Raw genomic sequence first — 18,030 nt, forward strand, 5'->3', positions numbered from 1 at the left:
TTCTATAAAATCTCTTTCCCAAAACTGCAGTTTGGATAATGACATTCTTTGCATTGCATACAAAATCCGCCATTTCCTAATCTTGCGATATCTTTTTTCGTTAATTTAATTCCACATGCAATTCTTGGAAGACATAAATCAAATACGGTTGCCTTTGCATACATGACACAACCTGGAAGTCCTACAATTGGTGTATCATCTTCAAAATAACCAAGCAAAAACATGGCACCTGGAAGAACTGGGGCTCCATAAGATACGATATTTGCTCCACTTAATCGAATAGATAGCGGAGTAACATCATCTGGATCTACACTCATACCTCCTGTGCATAAGATCATATCTACCTTAGCTTCTTTCATAGTACGTATTGCTTCTGTAATTTGTTCTGGCTTATCATCCACAATCATATGCATACATACTTCTATGCCATATTCTTTTAATTTATCTATGATAACCGGTGTAAAGGTATCTTTGATACGTCCGTGATATACCTCACTTCCTGTTGTGACTACACCTGCTGTTTTTAATACGAAAGGACGAATGGCTAACAAAGGCTTATCTTTCGCTTTTTGTTTAACCTCTTCCATTTTTGCTTTACTTACCATTAAAGGAATCACACGCATTCCAGCAAGTTTTTCTCCTTTTTTCACAAGAGAATAGTTGCTTCTTGACGCAATCATGATTTCTTCTGTTTCATTGATGTCGCATAAACGCTCTACATCAACATCCAGCATGCCATCCACTTCTCCAATTACCTCAATCTTTCCTTCTCTAATTGCAGAAGGGTGCATATATTCATTTTCACAAAGAGAATATAAGATTTTTGCGGCATCATTTTCATGCAGCATATCTTCCTTTTGTTCCCATACATATAAATGTTCTTTTCCAAGCGATAATAAAACAGGAATATCTTCTTCTTTTACAATATGCCCTTTACGAAAAGGGGTATCTTTTACCTCATCTTTGATAATTCTTGTAATATCATGACATAATACATGCCCTATCGCATCCACTGTATTGATTTTTTTCATAGACACCCTCTCCTCTTTTGTTCTTTTTCAATATAGCACATTTTTTTAAGTTGATAAAGAAAGAAACCTTACCAATACTCATCTATTTCTTTTCTTTTACCATAACATATCTGCTTTTTCTAACAATACACAGGCATCTCCCCCGCATACCATTCCTTCTTTGGCTGCATCTTCATTCGATAATGAAAAATACATAACTTGTGATGTATCTAAACTTTGAAATAAAAGTTCTGCCTGTTTTTGCACTGCATATTCCAAATTTCCTCCACCAACACTTCCCTCAATATGTCCATCTTTAAAAATCAGCATCTTGCTTCCCATTTCTCTTGGAGTAGAACCATGATGATATAAAATAGTCGCCAGGATACAATCCTTTTCCACTTTTTTCCAAACACTTTCTGTTGTGGATTGTGGACGTAACTGCGCTCTTTTCTGAATCAATTCTGCCACGATACTTATTGCAATTTCAGCAGGTGTATCCGATTGAATAGCAATTCCGATTGGGGCATGCACCTCATCCAGCTTTTCTTTTTCATATCCCTGCATCAGCAAATGCTCCCTAATGATATTGTTTTTTCTTTTTGAACCAATCATCCCTACATAAGCATAGGAAAGCTGCAGCACTTCTTTCAAACACTTTTCATCATTCAAATGTCCTCTTGTCACAAGTACAAAATATGCATCTTTTTGAAAATGATAACAAGAAAACAGCTCATCAAAAGGCATGCATAGGACTTCTTCTGCCCATGGAAAACGATGGGAATCTGCAAACTCTTTTCGATCATCAAAGACATGAACTTCAAAATCACACATTTGTGCCATCTGTGCCAAGAAAAGCGCAATCGTTCCTCCACCCATAATATATAACGGTGTTTTGGGAAGTACACATTCTAACATATAAGAAGTATCTCCATCTTTCCAATAGGCACTTTTCTTCTCATGAAAAAGTTCTTTTATATGTTCACTCTGTAAAAAGGAAGGAAGTTCTTCTGCCTTTTCCACAAACCAGCATCTTTTTTGTTTTGTATCATCCAATTCATGCAGTGCAAACATCGTCACACCTTTTTTAATTTGTTCTTGCATTTTCTCTAACATACGCATCCCTCCTACAACAAAATTTCTACAACCTGTTCATATACGACTGATTCCTTTGAAAGATAATCCAGCAGTTCCATTTTTAAAGACAAAGGAGATTTCCATGCTAATCCACACCCTGATGATAACGATGTCGGTAAAGGAATCAGCCTTCCTTCTATAGGACAATTTGCCTCAAAACGCATTGCATCATTTGTTGTAGAAAAACTTACAATCAGCCATGTTTGTTTTACTCGCATACTTCCTCCATAATTTCCTGTAATGCCTTCAGCGCAATATCGACTTCTTCTTTTGTATTGTCTTTTGAAAAAGAAAACCGTAATAACCCACATGTTTCTGTATGCAGCTGTTTATGCAGCAAAGGTGCACAATGAATTCCACCTCTTACGCATATATCATAGTTCTGTGAAAGAAGATCCATCGCTTCCTCACTTGCTATTCCATGTAAGCGCAAGGAAACAAGCGCACATCGATTTGTATTTTCTTCACATAAGATTTCCACATTGGAAATCTGTTTCACCTTTTCTATAAAATATGTACAAATACGTTGTTCCTGTTTCTTGTTTTCTTTACTTTCTTCTTTTAATGCCGCCTGCAAGGATGCAATCAGTTCTATCGGCAAAGTCCCAGCTTCCAAGTGTTCCGGAAGATTTTTTGGCTGCCTTTTTTCAAAGGATGAAAATCCACTTCCTCCACTTAATAAAGGATCGATAGCATATGCCTGTTTCATAACGATAGCACCTATTCCTCTTGGCGTACGCAGCCCTTTATGTCCACTAAAACATAAAATATCAATTCCCATTTCGTTCATGTTAATATCCATATGTCCCACTGCCTGTGCTGCATCAACGATAACAAGCATTCCATACGCATGTGCAATTTCCGCAATCTGTTTTACTGGCTGTATCACTCCAAATACATTGGAAACCAATGTCATGATCATTGCTTTCGTATTGGGCTTTCTCTTGGAAATGAATTCCTCTATATCAATTGTTCCATCTTTCTTAAAAGAAAGAATATCCACTTCTACCCCTTGTTTTTCCATCTCATACAAAGGACGCAAGATGGAATTATGTTCCAATGCTGTTGTAAGAATATGATCACCTTTATGAAACATTCCTTTGATGATGATATTGAAAGCCATAGTCGTTCCACTTGTAAACACAACTTCTCCATTTTCCGCATGAACGTATTTTTTTATATCTTCTCTTGTCTGATAAAGCATTCGTGATGCCTGCAAGGAAGCTTCATAACTCCCTCTGCCTGCATTGGCATACGTATTTGCGGCATAAACAAAAGCATCCAGTGTTGCCTTTGACTTTGGAAAGGAAGTAGCCGCATGATCAAAATATATCATTTTATTCCCTCTTTTCTATATACATCGAAAAACTGTAAAAAACTCACGGGATTCATGAGTTTCTTTCACTTCTTATATCTTATATTCTTAAAGATTATGCAAATGTAAAATAGCTTCTACTACTCCACCAGCAATACAGCGTGCTTTATCAGAAATCGTTGTACAGTTTTCTACCTGTTCCTTTCGAGGATCAATATCTGCCATTTTCAATCCTTTCCATACAGAAAAACCATCCGGAAGAATTCCTCGTAAAACACCACTTAAACTTGCTTCTACACATACATTTCCAACCATCGCAATACACTGCCCTTTTTCTACGATATCACCGATTTTTGCCTTGCAATGTAAAATTCCTGTTTCCGGGGCATGAATAACTCTTTCTTTTCCATATCCGCCAATCACTCCTGGTATTCCTGTATTCACAATGGCTTTTCCTTCATAATATACAACACCTAAAGAATGTCCACGTTTTGTTTCCACAACAGCATGAACATCTTTTCCTGCTTCAAATCCAGGACCTAAACCAATAACAATTTTTGCCATATCGATTCTTGTTCCCAAGTTTTTTTTCGCCAAGATGGCATCCACGACAACATCTGGATGAAGTTTCGAAATGCTTTTTCCATCTGGATCAACAAGCAAAGCAATTTTCTTATCGCTTAAAATTTTTTCTACTTCCTGTATACATTCTGCTTTTACACACCATACATTTTCTACACTGGCTTGCCCATGATATACCGCTTCACTAAAAGATACATAACGACGAATCGATGTCGGTTTTTCACATTCTAAAAGAATGACTTCAAAACCGCATTGAAATAGCTTGTACGCTGTTCCACTTGCTAAATCACCGCCACCTCTTACAATTACTCTCATGGACGAATCACTCCACTAGCCAGCATTTGTCTTTCCACAATTTCATACATATTGGTAACTTGACCAATAGCTACTTCATCAACAAGTCCATAATGAGACAGACAGGTACCACAGCTTAAAATTTCAACCCCTAAAGATTCCAGTGTTTTCAAATCCTCTAATACAGCAGAGCCTTTACAGGCAAGTTTTAATCCTCCATTATAGAAAATAACACAGGAAGGTAAAACATCCATCTGTGTGAGTGCATAGATAAATCCTTTCATCAATACGTTTCCCAAAACATCATCTCCCTGTCCCATGACTTCTGAAGAAATCACAACAATTTTCTTAGACAATGTATCTTTTTGACACACAACAGGTTCTTCTATTATATTTTCACTTTGTTCTTCCTCTTTTGTAAGATTCACTACAAAAACATCTTCCTTTTTTTCACTATGCATTTGATAATTCTTTTGTTTTGCCAGTTTCATAAGATTTTGTACTGCAATCTCATTATCCACAACAATTTCAACTGCCTTTTCCTCTTTCATTGCATCTTTTGCAAGTATCACAGGAATCGGACATTGTTTTCCTCTGGCATCAATGATTTTTTTCATTCCAATTCTCCCTTCACATAAATTTCATAAGGCTGTTTCTTTTCAATTCTTCCTACAATGTTACATGATTCCTGCATAATTTGAAGTTCTTCTAACAAACTTTGCGCATCTTCTTTTGAAACACTTATTAACAGCCCTCCACTTGTCTGTGGATCAAACAAAATTTCCTCCATCGCAAAATCCACATTTTCAAAATGAACCTTGCCCTCTAAAAAGTTTCGATTTTTTTGTCCGGCTGCCGTAATATAAAACTCCTCTGCATACCCATGAACATTTGGCAACAAAGGAAGTTTACCTGCATCAACATGCGCACTGTATGCACCATCCAGCATTTCATGCAAATGCCCTAAAAAGCCAAAACCTGTCACATCTGTACAGGCATGTACATGATATTTTTTCATTATTTCACTCGCATAGCGATTTAAGGTTGTCATAGAATGAATCATTTTCTGATAGGCATCATCATCTAATGCCCCCATACGATGGGCACTCAATAAAATTCCTACTCCCAGCGGCTTACTTAGAATTAATACATCTCCTTCTTTTACACCGCAGTTTTGATAAATATGATTGGGATGTATGGTGCCAGTTACACTTAACCCATACAAAACATCCTCTCCCTGAATGGAATGACCTCCAGCAAGCACACCACCAGCTTCTTCTACTTTAGAAGCACCTCCCATTAAGATTTCTCCTAAAATATTTAAGTCCTCTTTTTCAGGAAAGCTAACAATGTTTAAAGCACTAATCACTTCTCCTCCCATTGCATATATATCACTTAATGCATTTGTTGCCGCAATCTGTCCAAAGGTATACGGATCTTCTACCATGGCAGGGAAAAAATCAAGCGTTGATACGATTGCCAGATCTTCACGAAGCTGATAAACTGCAGCATCATCCTTTGATGCATACCCTACCAAAAGATGCTCATCTATTTTTCTTGGAAGTTTTGAAAGTACATGATCAAGTGCATGGGCACCAAGTTTTGCACTGCATCCTCCACTTTTACAAAACAATTTCTTTTCCACATATATCACCAAATTTCTACATCTATATTTTACAATATTTTTTGTTTATTTTATACTATTTTCAGGAAGTGATACCATGAATACCATACAACTTATCATCGATCAAGAAAAGCTTCAAAAACAGCACTGCATTTCTGTAATTGGAGGAGGTGGAAAAACCTCTTTCTGTTTTGCGCTAGGTGATAAATTCTCTAAACAGGAAAAAACGATCGTAACAACAACGACACACATGTTATATCCAAAACATCTAACAAGCAAGCAAATCAGTCTAAGCGAAGACATCAGGGAAATACAATCAAAACTTTCTTCTAATCTTTTATTCCTTGCGAAACCTTATCAAGGTAAAAAACTGCAATCGGTATCATCTGAAGTTTTATCAGCAGCTTTATCTTGTTGCGATAAAATGATCATAGAAGCAGATGGCTCCAGACAATATCCATTAAAATTCGAAAAAGAAAACGAACCAGCAGTTCCCTCTTTTTGTGAATGTGTCATCCAAATCGTAGGAGCTAGTGCCTTTCATAAAAAAGCATGTGAAACCATTCATCGCTATCCTTTGGCAAAACAGCATTTTCAATGGAAAGAAGACACTAGAGTTGATGTTTCTCTTATGGCACAGCTTATCACCTATAACTTTAACAAAACACACGCACAGCAAAAAATCGTTATCATCAACCAGATGGATACAGTTACTGACAAACATTTGCTGGCACCCCTAAAACAAATCCTTCCTTATCCTGTATACTTTTTCTCTCTACTAAATGATATCGTATATAAAATGTAATCTTTTATTGTAAAAAAGCAAACTCCATACTAAAATATAAAACGATTAAAAAAAGTATATGTAAGATTTATGGAGGATCACTATAGAAATGTTAAATAGTAAAAATAAAACTCATAAACGTTTTAAAATTCTTATCGCAGGCTTCGCTGTCCTTGCCCTTCTTTTATTTTTGACAATTGCAAACTGGACACGTATACAATTAGGATATAAAGGATATCCTGCACAGGAACGAAAAATTTTACTTTCTTTAAGCGATGATGAAATCAAAGAATATTTAGATTATGATAAAGTTATTGATTTATCAAAATGGAATGCATTCCCTAATGAAAAACATTATTTGGATTATGACCTTTTAGTAAGCAGTAACAAAAACACAGAAGAAATCATCTCTTATGTAGATACCTTCTATAAAAAGGATTATAAAGATTTAAGTGCACTTGGTTATCAAAAAGAAAATTTACGTTTTTTGATGCAGAAGCTATCTTTATCTGAGTTTCAAATAGTAATCCAAAACAAACTTACATGGGAACAAATCAACCCTTATTTTGCAGTTCAGGGATATATCGTAAAAGATTTTCCTGCCTATATCAAATCAAAAAAATCTCCAAAAGATGCTGTTATGCAGATTTCTTATCGTATGATTGATACAAGAAACAAAGCAGATAGAAAATATGCAATTAAAGATCCATCACACATAACAACACTTATTAAAAAAGGATTTTATATTCCAGAAAGCTATGTTCCAGAAAATCTTGTAGAAGTCAACATTCCCAATGCCCCTGACAACACCAACAGTCAAATGCGAAAAGATGCGGCAGATGCTTTAGAAAATATGTATAAAGATGCACAAAAACAGGAATTGCACCTTGTAATCAACAGTGCTTATCGTTCTTATGAGGAACAAAAGAAGATATATGATGAATATTTCCGTATTTATGATTCTGTGACTGCTTCAAAGCTTGTCGCAATTCCTGGCTGCAGTGAACATCAGTTAGGTTTAAGTGTAGACTTAACAAGCCAAAATGTTCTTGATGGAACCTATAGTTTGTTTGGTAATACACCAGAATATCAATGGGTAATCAATCATGCACATGAATATGGCTTTATTCTTCGCTATCCTAAAGATAAAACAAACATCACAGGAACTGCAAATGAGCCATGGCATTTTCGATATGTAGGAAAAAAAGCCGCCAGGGAAATGTACGAAAAAAACTTAACATTAGAAGAATATACCCTAAAACATGGATTTTCGTATCCTGTAACTTTACTTGAATAAAAGAAAGTCTTTCTTCCTAAAACTCCTGTTAACACAGATTTTAGAGAGAAAGACCTTTTATTATATTAGAATCCTATATATTTTCATTTTTCTTATTCATTGGCCAAAATGGCAAGAATCCAATGAAAGCACCTATAACAGCAGGTATGATCCACCCAAGTCCCAGACTATAGAAAGGAAGATAATCATGAAACAAAGATGTTATCCCAAAACTAACACCGGCACTTTCCAGTGCACTTACAAAGGAAGCAAGAAAAGCCATGAACATTCCGCCAACATATACCATTCTTCTATGTCCAATATATTTTTTCATAAACGATAATAGAATCAACACAACACTTATTGGATAAATCATCATCAAGACCGGTAAAGAAATAGTTATCAATTGAGATAAACCAACATTGCTGATAACAAAACTAAATATACAAACAGCTGCCGCAATCTTTTTATAAGAAACAGATGGAAACAATTCTTTAAAATAATCTGAAAATGCAGTTGTCAAACCAATGGAAGTTGTTAAACAAGCCAAAAGAACCGCAATACCAAGAATCACTCCCCCAACATTTCCAAACAAACTGCTTGTCAATGCATGTAACAATGCACCTCCATTGGAAAAAGAAGTAGATGTAATAGCTCCTGCATAAGTAAGCATAAAATATACCACTGCTAAAAAGAAAGCTGCACCAAGTCCACTAAAAATCGTATACTTTACAATACTTTTTTTATCGGTAATTCCATAACTTCGAATCGCATTGATCACAATGATTGCAAATGCCAAACCTGCAGGTCCATCCAATGCGTTATATCCTTCTATCATTCCTTTAAAAAAAGGAATAGAAACATAATCCTGTTGAGGAGCACCAATTGTTCCATACTGTATCATTTCTGAATTTACTGGATTTGTAAAAATACAGCCAACAAAAATCATAACAATGCTAATCAGCAAAATAGGTGTCATATATTTCCCTACAACATCTACAACTTTGTTTGGATTGCTGCTCAAATAATACGTAAGCAAAAAGAAACCTGCTGTAAAAAGCAAGGAAAAGATCCATGCATTATGCTGTGGCACATAAGGAAGCAATGCAAGTTCAAAAGAAACACTTCCTGTTCTTGGCAAAGCAAACAATGGCCCTATCAACAGATATACCCCAACAGAAAGTACCACCGCAAACTTTTTACTTACAAGTCTTCCTAAATCACTCATAGAATTTCCAACAAGGACAACCCCAATCATTCCTAAAATCGCAATTCCTGCATCCGTCACAAGAAATCCAGCCAATGCATGAATAAAATTTGTACCAGCCAATTGTCCCATAGCAGGTGGAAAAATCATATTCCCTGCCCCAAAGAAAATCGCAAACAAAGTCAGTGAAACAGAAAGAAGCTGCTTAGCATTTAATTTTCCCATATAAAACTCCCCTTTTCTTAAATTGTTATCAATCATAACGTATTCTTTTAAGAAATACAATAATATTTAAAAAGATTTAGAAATTGTTACAGCATTCGTAAACACACATTCTTTTTCGTTTCTATACACAAAACATTCTCTATCTTATTATGCCATCATCACTTGTTAAAAAGCCACAAGCAAGACCTTGTGACTTCTTTCTCTTTATTGAATAGATGCGATAAAAGATTCCAGTGAAGCATCTCCTAAAACACGAACTCTTTTCAAAGATGTAGGATCATCCCCTTTAAATACTTTTCCATACTCCGTACTAAAAGAACATAAGATATTCGCATCCTTTACTGCCTGTTTGGCATCTTCTGTTACATCTCCATATGGATACGCAAAAGCCTCTGTATTCTGAACGATAGTTTGTGCCTTTACTAAATCATCTTTGATTTCATCTTTTGTTAAAGCACTAATAATACCCCCATGTCCAATTGTTCCTCCACCAATATGCATATTATAAGAATGAGACTGAAAACTAATATACTCACTTGCATACTTTTTCACTTTCTCTTCCCCATTTTTAGAAGCAATTATATAGGATGTAGCAGGTACTTGATATTTCTCCAACAATGGAATTCCATACTCCAAAAAACCTTTTTGCCCATCATCAAAAGTTAAAATAATACTTTTTTCAGGTAAGTCTATTTCTCCCTTAATATATGCATATAATTCCTTATAAGAAGGAAAATAATAATTTTGAGAAGTTAAATATGCTAATTGATCTTCTAAATCTGTATCTAACAAATAGTTAGTATTGATATTTTCAGGTACATCCTCTTTTGTATATACATAATGATACATCATGACAGGAACTCCATTTACATTCTCTTTAAAATCTTTTTCAGAGACAACCTGTACGATTCTTTTTCTGGAACACTCTACCCCCTGTTTGTTTTTCACTTTATAAACAACTTCATATTTTCCAGGTTTGCTAGTATCCACATTCCCTTCTATTTTTACTTTATCTGTAAGATTTCCTTCTATTTTATCAATCGCATGACATCCAGACTCAATATATTTTTGATTCTGTTTCACATAAGTATGTGCAGAACCATTTAAATTCATTACAATTTGTTTATTATCCAGAACTTCCACTGTGCGTGTTACCTTTTGTTTCTTATATGTATAACGAAGCTTGTATGTTCCTGATTTTGTCGTATCTACTTTTCCTTCCATCTCTGCTTCAGGAATATTTACACCAAGCTCTTGATAAGCAGAATCTAGCATAAGTAGCTGTTTTTCATTCCCCACCAATTCTAACGGCTTAGAATTATCCATAACATAAGAAATGCCCTTTACAATTCCAAAAGCAAGCAAACATATTAAAATCAAACCAGTAACAATTACCAGCAGCAAACGCTTTTTATTTATTTTTCTCATACATCTTCCTCTTTCATTATCTTCACAACAGAACTAGTGTAACATTTTAGGTTATATGTGTCGAGATATAATTCAAACTATACTACCCATGACACTTCCCTGCTTCTATACAAATAAAAAGTATGAAACATACGCTCATTGCAGTGTACTTCATACTTTTTAATAATTCTATTACAAACAAGGAAAACAAATTAGAAATCCTGTTTTCTATATTTTCTATAAACAACCATTCCCAAAACTCCTGCAGAAACAAGCAACATAACACTCAAAAGCATCATATTCATTGCAATCCCTGTCTTAGGATCATCTGTATGAACAACAGGTGCTTTCTTAATGGTAAATTCTGTAGTAGCTGTACCAGTTTCGGAAACAATAGAAAGCGTATGCTTACCAGCAGATAAAGTTTCCAGATAAGAAGCTTTTAAAGTAACAGTGGTACTGCCTTCTTTTACCTCATAATTTGCCTTATCAAGTTCTTTCCCATCAACCTGTACTTTAATAAAGTGATTAAAAGATGCATTAGAAGTAAAAGATAATGTATTCTTATTCCCTTTCTGCCATGTACCATTCGCACCAGCAATAATCATAGCCTGAAATTCAGGATCTATCCCTTCACAAACAGTACATTTGCCATTTTCATAGCGATGACCTGTAGCAGGAATTACTGTACTTTCAAGACTTATTTCATTTTCACCTTGTGCATCACTAAAATGTTTACCACAAGTTGCACATGTCCAGTATGCAATATTTCCAGCTTCTGTGCAGGTTGCTGCTTTCATTTCTGTTTTCACCAGTTTATGACCTAATGCCGTAATATCCGTCATTTCTTTTACTACAACATAAATATTTCCATTAAACTCTACTGTTGCTGTATAAGCACTAATCCCCATCTTTGTACATGTTGCAGGTATTTTTACTACTGAAGTCATAGTAACTTTTGGAGTTGCTTTATGAGTTCTGTCATTTTCACAGGTAAATACAACTGTTGCTGTTTTTCCATCATTTGACCACTGCCACTTCGGTTCACTCCATTGATGATCAGCATTTACGGTTATTTTATATACAACATTATTTCCTGCTTTATCAGTAGCAACGATTGTCTGTTCGTTTACTGCTGATGCCACTGTATAAAAACCATCAGAGTCAGGTATAACTTCCTTTCCGTCAATCGTCACACTACTAAGATTATCATCCTCAACGGTGAACATAATTTCTCCACAGTAAGTCTTTCTGTCCTCAATACCATTCATTACAGGTGCTTTTGCATCGTATTCAATACCTTCAACAGTGATTTTCTTGTTCTCACTAATGTTTGATATGACATAATTTCCATTATTGTCACTCTGAATTTCAGCATCGTTTACCTTAATTACAAAATTTTCTCCGGGATAATATCCTTTATCAAAATCAACTGTAAAAGAAAAATCTCCGTTATATGGTATGTTTGTATCTCCTGTATAGTTAATGTTGTACCCTTTTTCTTGCGGCAATGTGATCGTGTAATGGTTTAATACAGGAGTAAATACTGCTGAATACAAAACAGATGCACTGACTGTTTCTCCATCAACAATAGCTGGATTCCAACCTGAAAATTCATAACTGTACTGCGCATCTCCCTGTTTTTCAGGTGTCTGCCCATCATAAACAAGAGGTGTTCCATATTCCATAAAATCTGTTTTATCTGAAATACCATTGCTGTCTGTATCCCAACCGATTTCATATTTTACTTTGTTTGTTTGAGGCTGCATTCCGGTATAAGTTCCTCCAACATTTACCTGAATATTTCCTTCATTTACGACATTACCCTCATTTGTTAATGTAGTATCCTTACCTACAGTTAACACAGCGTCCTTATTAACTAGCAAGGTTTCATCTTTACCTATGGTATAATCTGATGCTAGTTCGTAATTTCCATACACACAAGATTCATTGGAATTATCATTTCTTACAATTTGATGTACTAGTGAATCATCAATTGTATATCTTTCATATGGTGCAAGACTCCTATGTTGTCCATTGGCAACAACAAGGCTGTTTTTAATGTTTATTTCATTTGCTTCAATTGCACTGCTGTCTGCATCTCCCATATTTCTTACATTTCCGGCATTTACTGTTACTACACTGTTTTCAATGGTTATGTTTATACCATCCAGACCATTTCCGGCCATAAGCCCTCGACTCCACCACGCATTTTCATTGTCCGGTGTTTGAGTATTCATTGTACTGTTCTTGATATAGATACTTCCTGCTTCACTTCGAATTGCTTCATTTCTTGATACTTCGGTTTTGCCGGTAGTTGCAGTAATATTGACATTATCAATGATGATATTTTTTGCTATAAATATAGCATATGTTGTATCGTGCGTATCTGCACTTTTTATATCAAGAGAACCTCCACCTAAAAGAGTAAGACCATATGCAAAATTATATGCATTCGTTATTCCGGCTGAATCTGAGTCATCCGCAGAAGCAATAATCTTATTATCTCCCTTCAAATCAATTGTTAAGTCTCCCCCCTTAAACAAAATACCTGCACCATAGCTTGTACTACTTACGCCGGCAATTGTCGCATTGTTCAAATACAGCGTTCCATTTGCATCATAGTACACATTGTAATTTGATTCATCAGATGATGTAAGAACACCATTTTCGTCCGTCATCCAATATCCTTCCTGCGCTACGTCAACCTTAATATTGCCTACTGTCAACTCTGTAGGATTATGTTCAGCTGCAAAAGCTTCGCTCGGCAATAATCCGCTCATCACCATAAACGACAGCAATATTGCCAGTGTTTTATTGAATAATTTATGTTTCATAAAGCCTCCTCCTTTACTATCTTTTCATAACATTTATTCCATTGAAAAATACTTCTAAAACCAGTTTTTGCTACGATATCACTTAACATCATTTATTTCTCACCTCCATTTTTAATGCATAACAAGAGATACCGATTTATAAACACATGACTATATACAACTATCTATATTTTTCAAAAAGGAAAATCGTTATAGTATAAAAGAGCACAATATCCCATAGAATGCCATGGATTTTACTGTGCTCTTATTATAAAAAATATAGATTGTTGTGCAGAAGAATTAATCTTTTTATTATAAGTGTAATTTTTTTCTACAAATGCATTAAGAGCACTTTAGTGAATTTTATCTTCCAGCTTTTCACTTCAAGTATTCACTTACTTAATACACCTTTATTATACTTTAATAAATTTAGAAGTACTATCCCCCATTTCAGAGGTTGAAATGGGGGATATGGAATTGCTAATTCTTTGTCCTTTTTTATTGCAGCATATATTTTTTCAAGTCTTTTCTGTTTTCTACCTGAAGTTTTTTCATTGCCTCAGAAATGTGATCTTTTACTGTATTTGCCGAAATATTCAGGTGTTTTGCGATTTCCTGTGTTGTCCAGCCTCTTGCCGCAAGCATAGCAATAGCAAACTCTGTGGTAGTCAGATCATCCGCAACATCATGTCCTGTTATCGGGTTATGAACTCTACGCCATCCGGAAGAGAAACGATAGGTGATATCGATAATTCTTTTAAAATCTTTTGGCCATTTTGGTTTTATTTCTGCTTCCAGCATAGCTCCTAAAAGACCATGATGTTCCCCAAAACCTTCAATAAGATCATCTAAGCGTGCAATGTCCCATGCAGCAAGTAAATGAAACTTTGCTTTTTTTGGCTGTTTTAAACTCATATAGTCCATGACAGCTACTAAATGCAAATAAATAGCAGGAATTGGATAATTTGATGCTCCCATCGCAAGAGTAGCTTCTACAATCCCAGCACTGTGTTCGTATTCCTCTTTCAAATAAAGATAATGAGCCTGCACATATAGTGCAAATGCTCGAATACCTGGTGCCAGCAAAGGTAAGAATTCTTCAGTGGATGGCATTTCCTTTGGCAAAGGCAAGTGCAAAAGCACAGCTGCTCCAAATGCTACAAAGGCTTCTACTGCATGTACTGATGGTTTGGTTTTTCCATCGTTTGCCAATGTATTTTGAATTTCCTGCAAAGCATGACGGGCATGGTCAATTCGCCCCATTGTCAAACAGGAGTAGGCAAAGATCCAGCAGGTAGAAAGTCGGATTTCTTTATCTGCTGCACTAAGATAAAGTTCTGTTTTCTTCATGGCCTTTTCGGCCTGTCCACTAAAATAATAGTATTCTGCCATGGCAATATCCTTTTTTTGCCCTTCCTTCATATTTTTGATTGTTTCCAGACAATGTCCTGCTTCAAATGGTGTGTTCATCAAGGGCATAAATCCAGAAAACAATTCTTTTACTTTTGTCTGTTTAAGATTGACTGACTGCTTTTTCTGCTTGCGAGGATCGCCTGGTTTTTCTGCATCAAAAGGAACTGCCCATGCTTTTCCAATCCTTTGTGCACCAGAAACACGCCCCTCTACACAGTATTGATTCACTCTTCGCTTTGATACGCCCCATTTTCCCGCAGCTTCTTGAACAGATAGATAACGTTCCATCATACACCTCCTATAGAAATCTTTCTTTATCATGTTTCTTTCTAGTTTTAAAATATACAAAAAGGAATTCTTTCATAAGAACTCCTCTTTTCTTTAATTATGGATGAAGCTGTGCATATAGCTGACAGTATGTATTTGCACTTCTTTCCCAGCTAACATCACAATTCATGGCATTTCGAACCAGAACTTTCCAGTCTTCTGGACGATCATAGTAAACATGAACTGCGTTGTTCATAACATTGATCATTTCATCGCTGTTGTAGTTGGCAAAACTAAAGCCAGTTCCACTCTTTTCAAATTCATTGTATGGAGTTACCGTATCTTTTAGACCTCCAGTTTCTCGTACAAGTGGAAGTGTACCATAACGCATAGAAATCAACTGAGAAATTCCACATGGTTCAAACAAGGAAGGCATAAAGAATAAATCACTTGCGGCATAAATACGATGAGCCAACGCATCATTATATCCGTTGTAGAAAACGATTTTTCCTTTGTTTCCTTCTTCAAGCTGACGCATTTTTTCTTCTATACTTGCTTCTCCACTGCCTAAAATTGCCAGCTGAATTGGCATAGCACATATTTCAGAAAGTTTTTCCATCATTAGATAGAACCCTTTCTGCCATGTTAAACGAGAAACAACACCTACGAGCATCACATTTGGATCTTCTCTTAATCCAAGTTCTTTTTGTAAAGCAAGTTTATTCGCTTCTTTTTGTTTCTTCACATTCACTTTGTTGTAATGATATGGAATATCTGGATCAGATTTCGGATCCCAGTATTCAATATCAATTCCATTGGTAATACCCCATAAATCATATTTACGAATATTTAACACCATTTCCAAATGTTCACCAAATTGAGGTGTTAAAATTTCCTGTGAATAGGTTGGAGATACTGTTGTGACTTTATCCGCATATAAAATACCAGATTTCATAAAGCTGATGCCGCCATCATATCGTACATTTCCATTATCGTATAAACGATAATCAAGTCCTAAACAGCTATCCAGCATTTCTACACCAAAATTTCCCTGATAGGCAAGATTGTGAATTGTATATACATGACGAATATTGCGATAACGTTCATCAAAACTATGTCCTTCTTTGCACATAACAGGAATCATACCTGTATGCCAGTCATGACAATGCATGATTTCAGGGAAGTAATTCAACTGGTTTAACATTTCAATGACTGCTTTTTGAAAATATGCAAAGCGTTCTCCATCATCTGCATATCCATACATGTTATCTCTTTCAAAATAACCTCTATGTTCCACAAAATAAAATTTTACATCTTTGCGCATCGTTGACCAGATATTTACAGGTACTTCATGATAGTTAATAGAAACTGTATATTGTGCTTCCAGCTGCATTTCATCATGAAAATTCTGTGCAATCTTTAAATACATAGGAAGTACTACACGTACTTCATGTCCTTTTTTTACCAGTTCCTGTGGAAGAGAACCAATAACATCTGCCAGACCTCCACTCTTAATGAATGGAAGTCCTTCGGATGCGACCATTAATATTCTAGCCATTATATTTTATCATTCCTTTTCACGTACAGCGGATGTTCTGATACAGAACAAACTTCTTTTTTATTTACGATTCTTGCTCGTTTATCCACTACTACATTATTAATGTGTACATTTTCTCCGATAACAGCCCCTGGAAGAATGACACTGTTTTCAATAACAGCACCTTTCTTAACTTCAACACCACGTCCAATAACACTATTAATTACATTTCCTTCAATGGTACATCCATTGGAAATAATGCTATGTCTTACTACAATATCTTTGTAATACTGTGTTGGACAGGAATCATTGGTACGTGTGTAAAATGGCCAGTTATCATCAAACAAATCTTCTCCCTTATCATAATCCAAAAGCTCCATATTTCCTTTATAATAGCTTTGGAAATCATTGATGCAGGCAACAAAGCCACGATGTGCTACACCTCGAATATCCAATTCTGTACACATATCATTTACGATATCTCTAAACCAATATAAAGAACTTGTATTTGCAGCTTTTTTTACTAAAGATATAAACAGCTCTTTACTTAATACATAGGTTTCTAAGGAAATAGCACGAGCTTTGGCATTTCCTCTGTTTCTTTCCAATGATAACAATCCTTTTTGTTTATTAAGATTTACCACATCACAGTCGATAAATGCTTCCTTTGCATTATCTACATTTTGATACAGCATTGTAATATCTGCACCACTTTCCATATGGATATCTAATAATTTACTAAAATCCTGACGATATACCATATGACTTGGTGCCAGCACTACATATTTTTGACTAATATCTTCAATTGCATTTAGATTATACATCAATGCATTTACATCTGTGTTATAAAAATCTTTATCATCTAATGAAGCAGCCGGAAGAATATGCAGCTTCCCTCTTTTTGAATTTATATTGTAATGCCGCCCTGTTCCCAAATGTTCAACAAGTGATCTTGGATTTGATTTTACTAGAACTTTAATATGATTAATTCCGCTGTTACTCATATTTGAAATTGGAAAATCTACCAGTCGATATCTCCCTAAAAAGGAAAATGCGGATACTGGACGATAATCACCTAATCCCTTTATATTTACGTTTGCAGTTTCAAAATTTACAATACCAAATGCATCACACAT

Annotated in this window: 15 protein-coding genes; 2 read left to right on the top strand and 13 right to left on the bottom strand. The window is 35.4% G+C overall.

Going from position 1 to position 18,030, the window contains the following annotated elements; all coding sequences use genetic code 11:
- Nucleotides 1-2: 2 nt before the first annotated feature.
- The 7 genes from A9CBEGH2_RS07780 to selD form a co-directional block, all read right to left on the bottom strand.
- Entirely contained in the window at nucleotides 3-1,031 is a 1,029-nt protein-coding gene (locus A9CBEGH2_RS07780; RefSeq protein WP_163104528.1) for a molybdopterin-binding protein, read from the bottom strand.
- A gap of 96 nt (nucleotides 1,032-1,127) precedes the next feature.
- Nucleotides 1,128-2,126, bottom strand: coding sequence for an XdhC family protein (locus A9CBEGH2_RS07785; RefSeq protein WP_163104534.1), 999 nt, complete (start codon nucleotides 2,124-2,126; stop codon nucleotides 1,128-1,130).
- A gap of 11 nt (nucleotides 2,127-2,137) precedes the next feature.
- The gene (locus A9CBEGH2_RS07790; protein WP_163104536.1) at nucleotides 2,138-2,365 is read right to left on the bottom strand and encodes a putative Se/S carrier protein; all 228 of its coding nucleotides are present in this window, start codon (nucleotides 2,363-2,365) and stop codon (nucleotides 2,138-2,140) included.
- Nucleotides 2,356-3,483 (bottom strand): aminotransferase class V-fold PLP-dependent enzyme, encoded by a 1,128-nt coding sequence (locus A9CBEGH2_RS07795; RefSeq protein WP_163104538.1) that lies wholly within the window; start codon nucleotides 3,481-3,483, stop codon nucleotides 2,356-2,358. Before A9CBEGH2_RS07795 ends, A9CBEGH2_RS07790 begins: the two co-directional genes overlap by 10 nt.
- Nucleotides 3,484-3,570: 87 nt before the next feature.
- Nucleotides 3,571-4,359: a selenium-dependent molybdenum cofactor biosynthesis protein YqeB gene (gene yqeB / locus A9CBEGH2_RS07800; RefSeq protein WP_163104539.1), complete on the bottom strand. Its 789-nt coding sequence runs from the start codon at nucleotides 4,357-4,359 to the stop codon at nucleotides 3,571-3,573.
- Nucleotides 4,356-4,955, bottom strand: coding sequence for a sulfurtransferase-like selenium metabolism protein YedF (gene yedF / locus A9CBEGH2_RS07805; RefSeq protein ID WP_163104541.1), 600 nt, complete (start codon nucleotides 4,953-4,955; stop codon nucleotides 4,356-4,358). The genes yqeB and yedF overlap by 4 nt, the downstream gene beginning before the upstream one ends.
- Nucleotides 4,952-5,983, bottom strand: a complete 1,032-nt coding sequence (gene selD / locus A9CBEGH2_RS07810) for a selenide, water dikinase SelD (RefSeq protein WP_163052028.1) — start codon at nucleotides 5,981-5,983, stop codon at nucleotides 4,952-4,954. Before selD ends, yedF begins: the two co-directional genes overlap by 4 nt.
- A gap of 76 nt (nucleotides 5,984-6,059) precedes the next feature.
- On the opposite strand from selD, the gene yqeC reads away from it, so the two are divergent.
- Both yqeC and A9CBEGH2_RS07820 read left to right on the top strand, forming a co-directional pair.
- Nucleotides 6,060-6,767, top strand: a complete 708-nt coding sequence (yqeC, locus tag A9CBEGH2_RS07815) for a selenium cofactor biosynthesis protein YqeC (protein ID WP_163052029.1) — start codon at nucleotides 6,060-6,062, stop codon at nucleotides 6,765-6,767.
- An 88-nt stretch (nucleotides 6,768-6,855) separates the two neighbouring features.
- Nucleotides 6,856-8,043 carry a M15 family metallopeptidase gene (locus A9CBEGH2_RS07820; protein ID WP_163104543.1) on the top strand — a complete coding sequence of 396 codons (1,188 nt, stop codon included), beginning with the start codon at nucleotides 6,856-6,858 and terminating at the stop codon, nucleotides 8,041-8,043.
- A 73-nt stretch (nucleotides 8,044-8,116) separates the two neighbouring features.
- On the opposite strand, the gene brnQ is transcribed toward A9CBEGH2_RS07820, so the two are convergent.
- The 6 genes from brnQ to glgD all read right to left on the bottom strand — a co-directional run bounded on the left by brnQ (nucleotide 8,117) and on the right by glgD (nucleotide 18,030).
- On the bottom strand, nucleotides 8,117-9,454 hold the full coding sequence (gene brnQ / locus A9CBEGH2_RS07825; protein ID WP_163104545.1) for a branched-chain amino acid transport system II carrier protein: 1,338 nt from the start codon (nucleotides 9,452-9,454) through the stop codon (nucleotides 8,117-8,119).
- Between the two features lie 204 nt (nucleotides 9,455-9,658).
- Complete coding sequence (locus A9CBEGH2_RS07830; protein WP_118361214.1) at nucleotides 9,659-10,882, bottom strand: immunoglobulin-like domain-containing protein; 1,224 nt, start codon at nucleotides 10,880-10,882, stop codon at nucleotides 9,659-9,661.
- Between the two features lie 191 nt (nucleotides 10,883-11,073).
- Nucleotides 11,074-13,698, bottom strand: coding sequence for a hemoblobin-interacting domain-containing protein (locus tag A9CBEGH2_RS07835; RefSeq protein ID WP_163104547.1), 2,625 nt, complete (start codon nucleotides 13,696-13,698; stop codon nucleotides 11,074-11,076).
- 477 nt (nucleotides 13,699-14,175) lie between these two features.
- The gene (locus A9CBEGH2_RS07840) at nucleotides 14,176-15,378 is read right to left on the bottom strand and encodes a helix-turn-helix domain-containing protein (protein ID WP_118361212.1); all 1,203 of its coding nucleotides are present in this window, start codon (nucleotides 15,376-15,378) and stop codon (nucleotides 14,176-14,178) included.
- Between the two features lie 97 nt (nucleotides 15,379-15,475).
- Nucleotides 15,476-16,915, bottom strand: a complete 1,440-nt coding sequence (gene glgA, locus A9CBEGH2_RS07845) for a glycogen synthase GlgA (RefSeq protein WP_118361210.1) — start codon at nucleotides 16,913-16,915, stop codon at nucleotides 15,476-15,478.
- Nucleotides 16,915-18,030: a glucose-1-phosphate adenylyltransferase subunit GlgD gene (gene glgD, locus A9CBEGH2_RS07850; RefSeq protein ID WP_118361208.1), complete on the bottom strand. Its 1,116-nt coding sequence runs from the start codon at nucleotides 18,028-18,030 to the stop codon at nucleotides 16,915-16,917. Before glgD ends, glgA begins: the two co-directional genes overlap by 1 nt.

Source organism: Amedibacterium intestinale (genome assembly GCF_010537335.1).
In the GTDB taxonomy this organism is placed as follows: Bacteria; Bacillota_I; Bacilli_A; order Erysipelotrichales; family Erysipelotrichaceae; genus Amedibacterium; species Amedibacterium intestinale.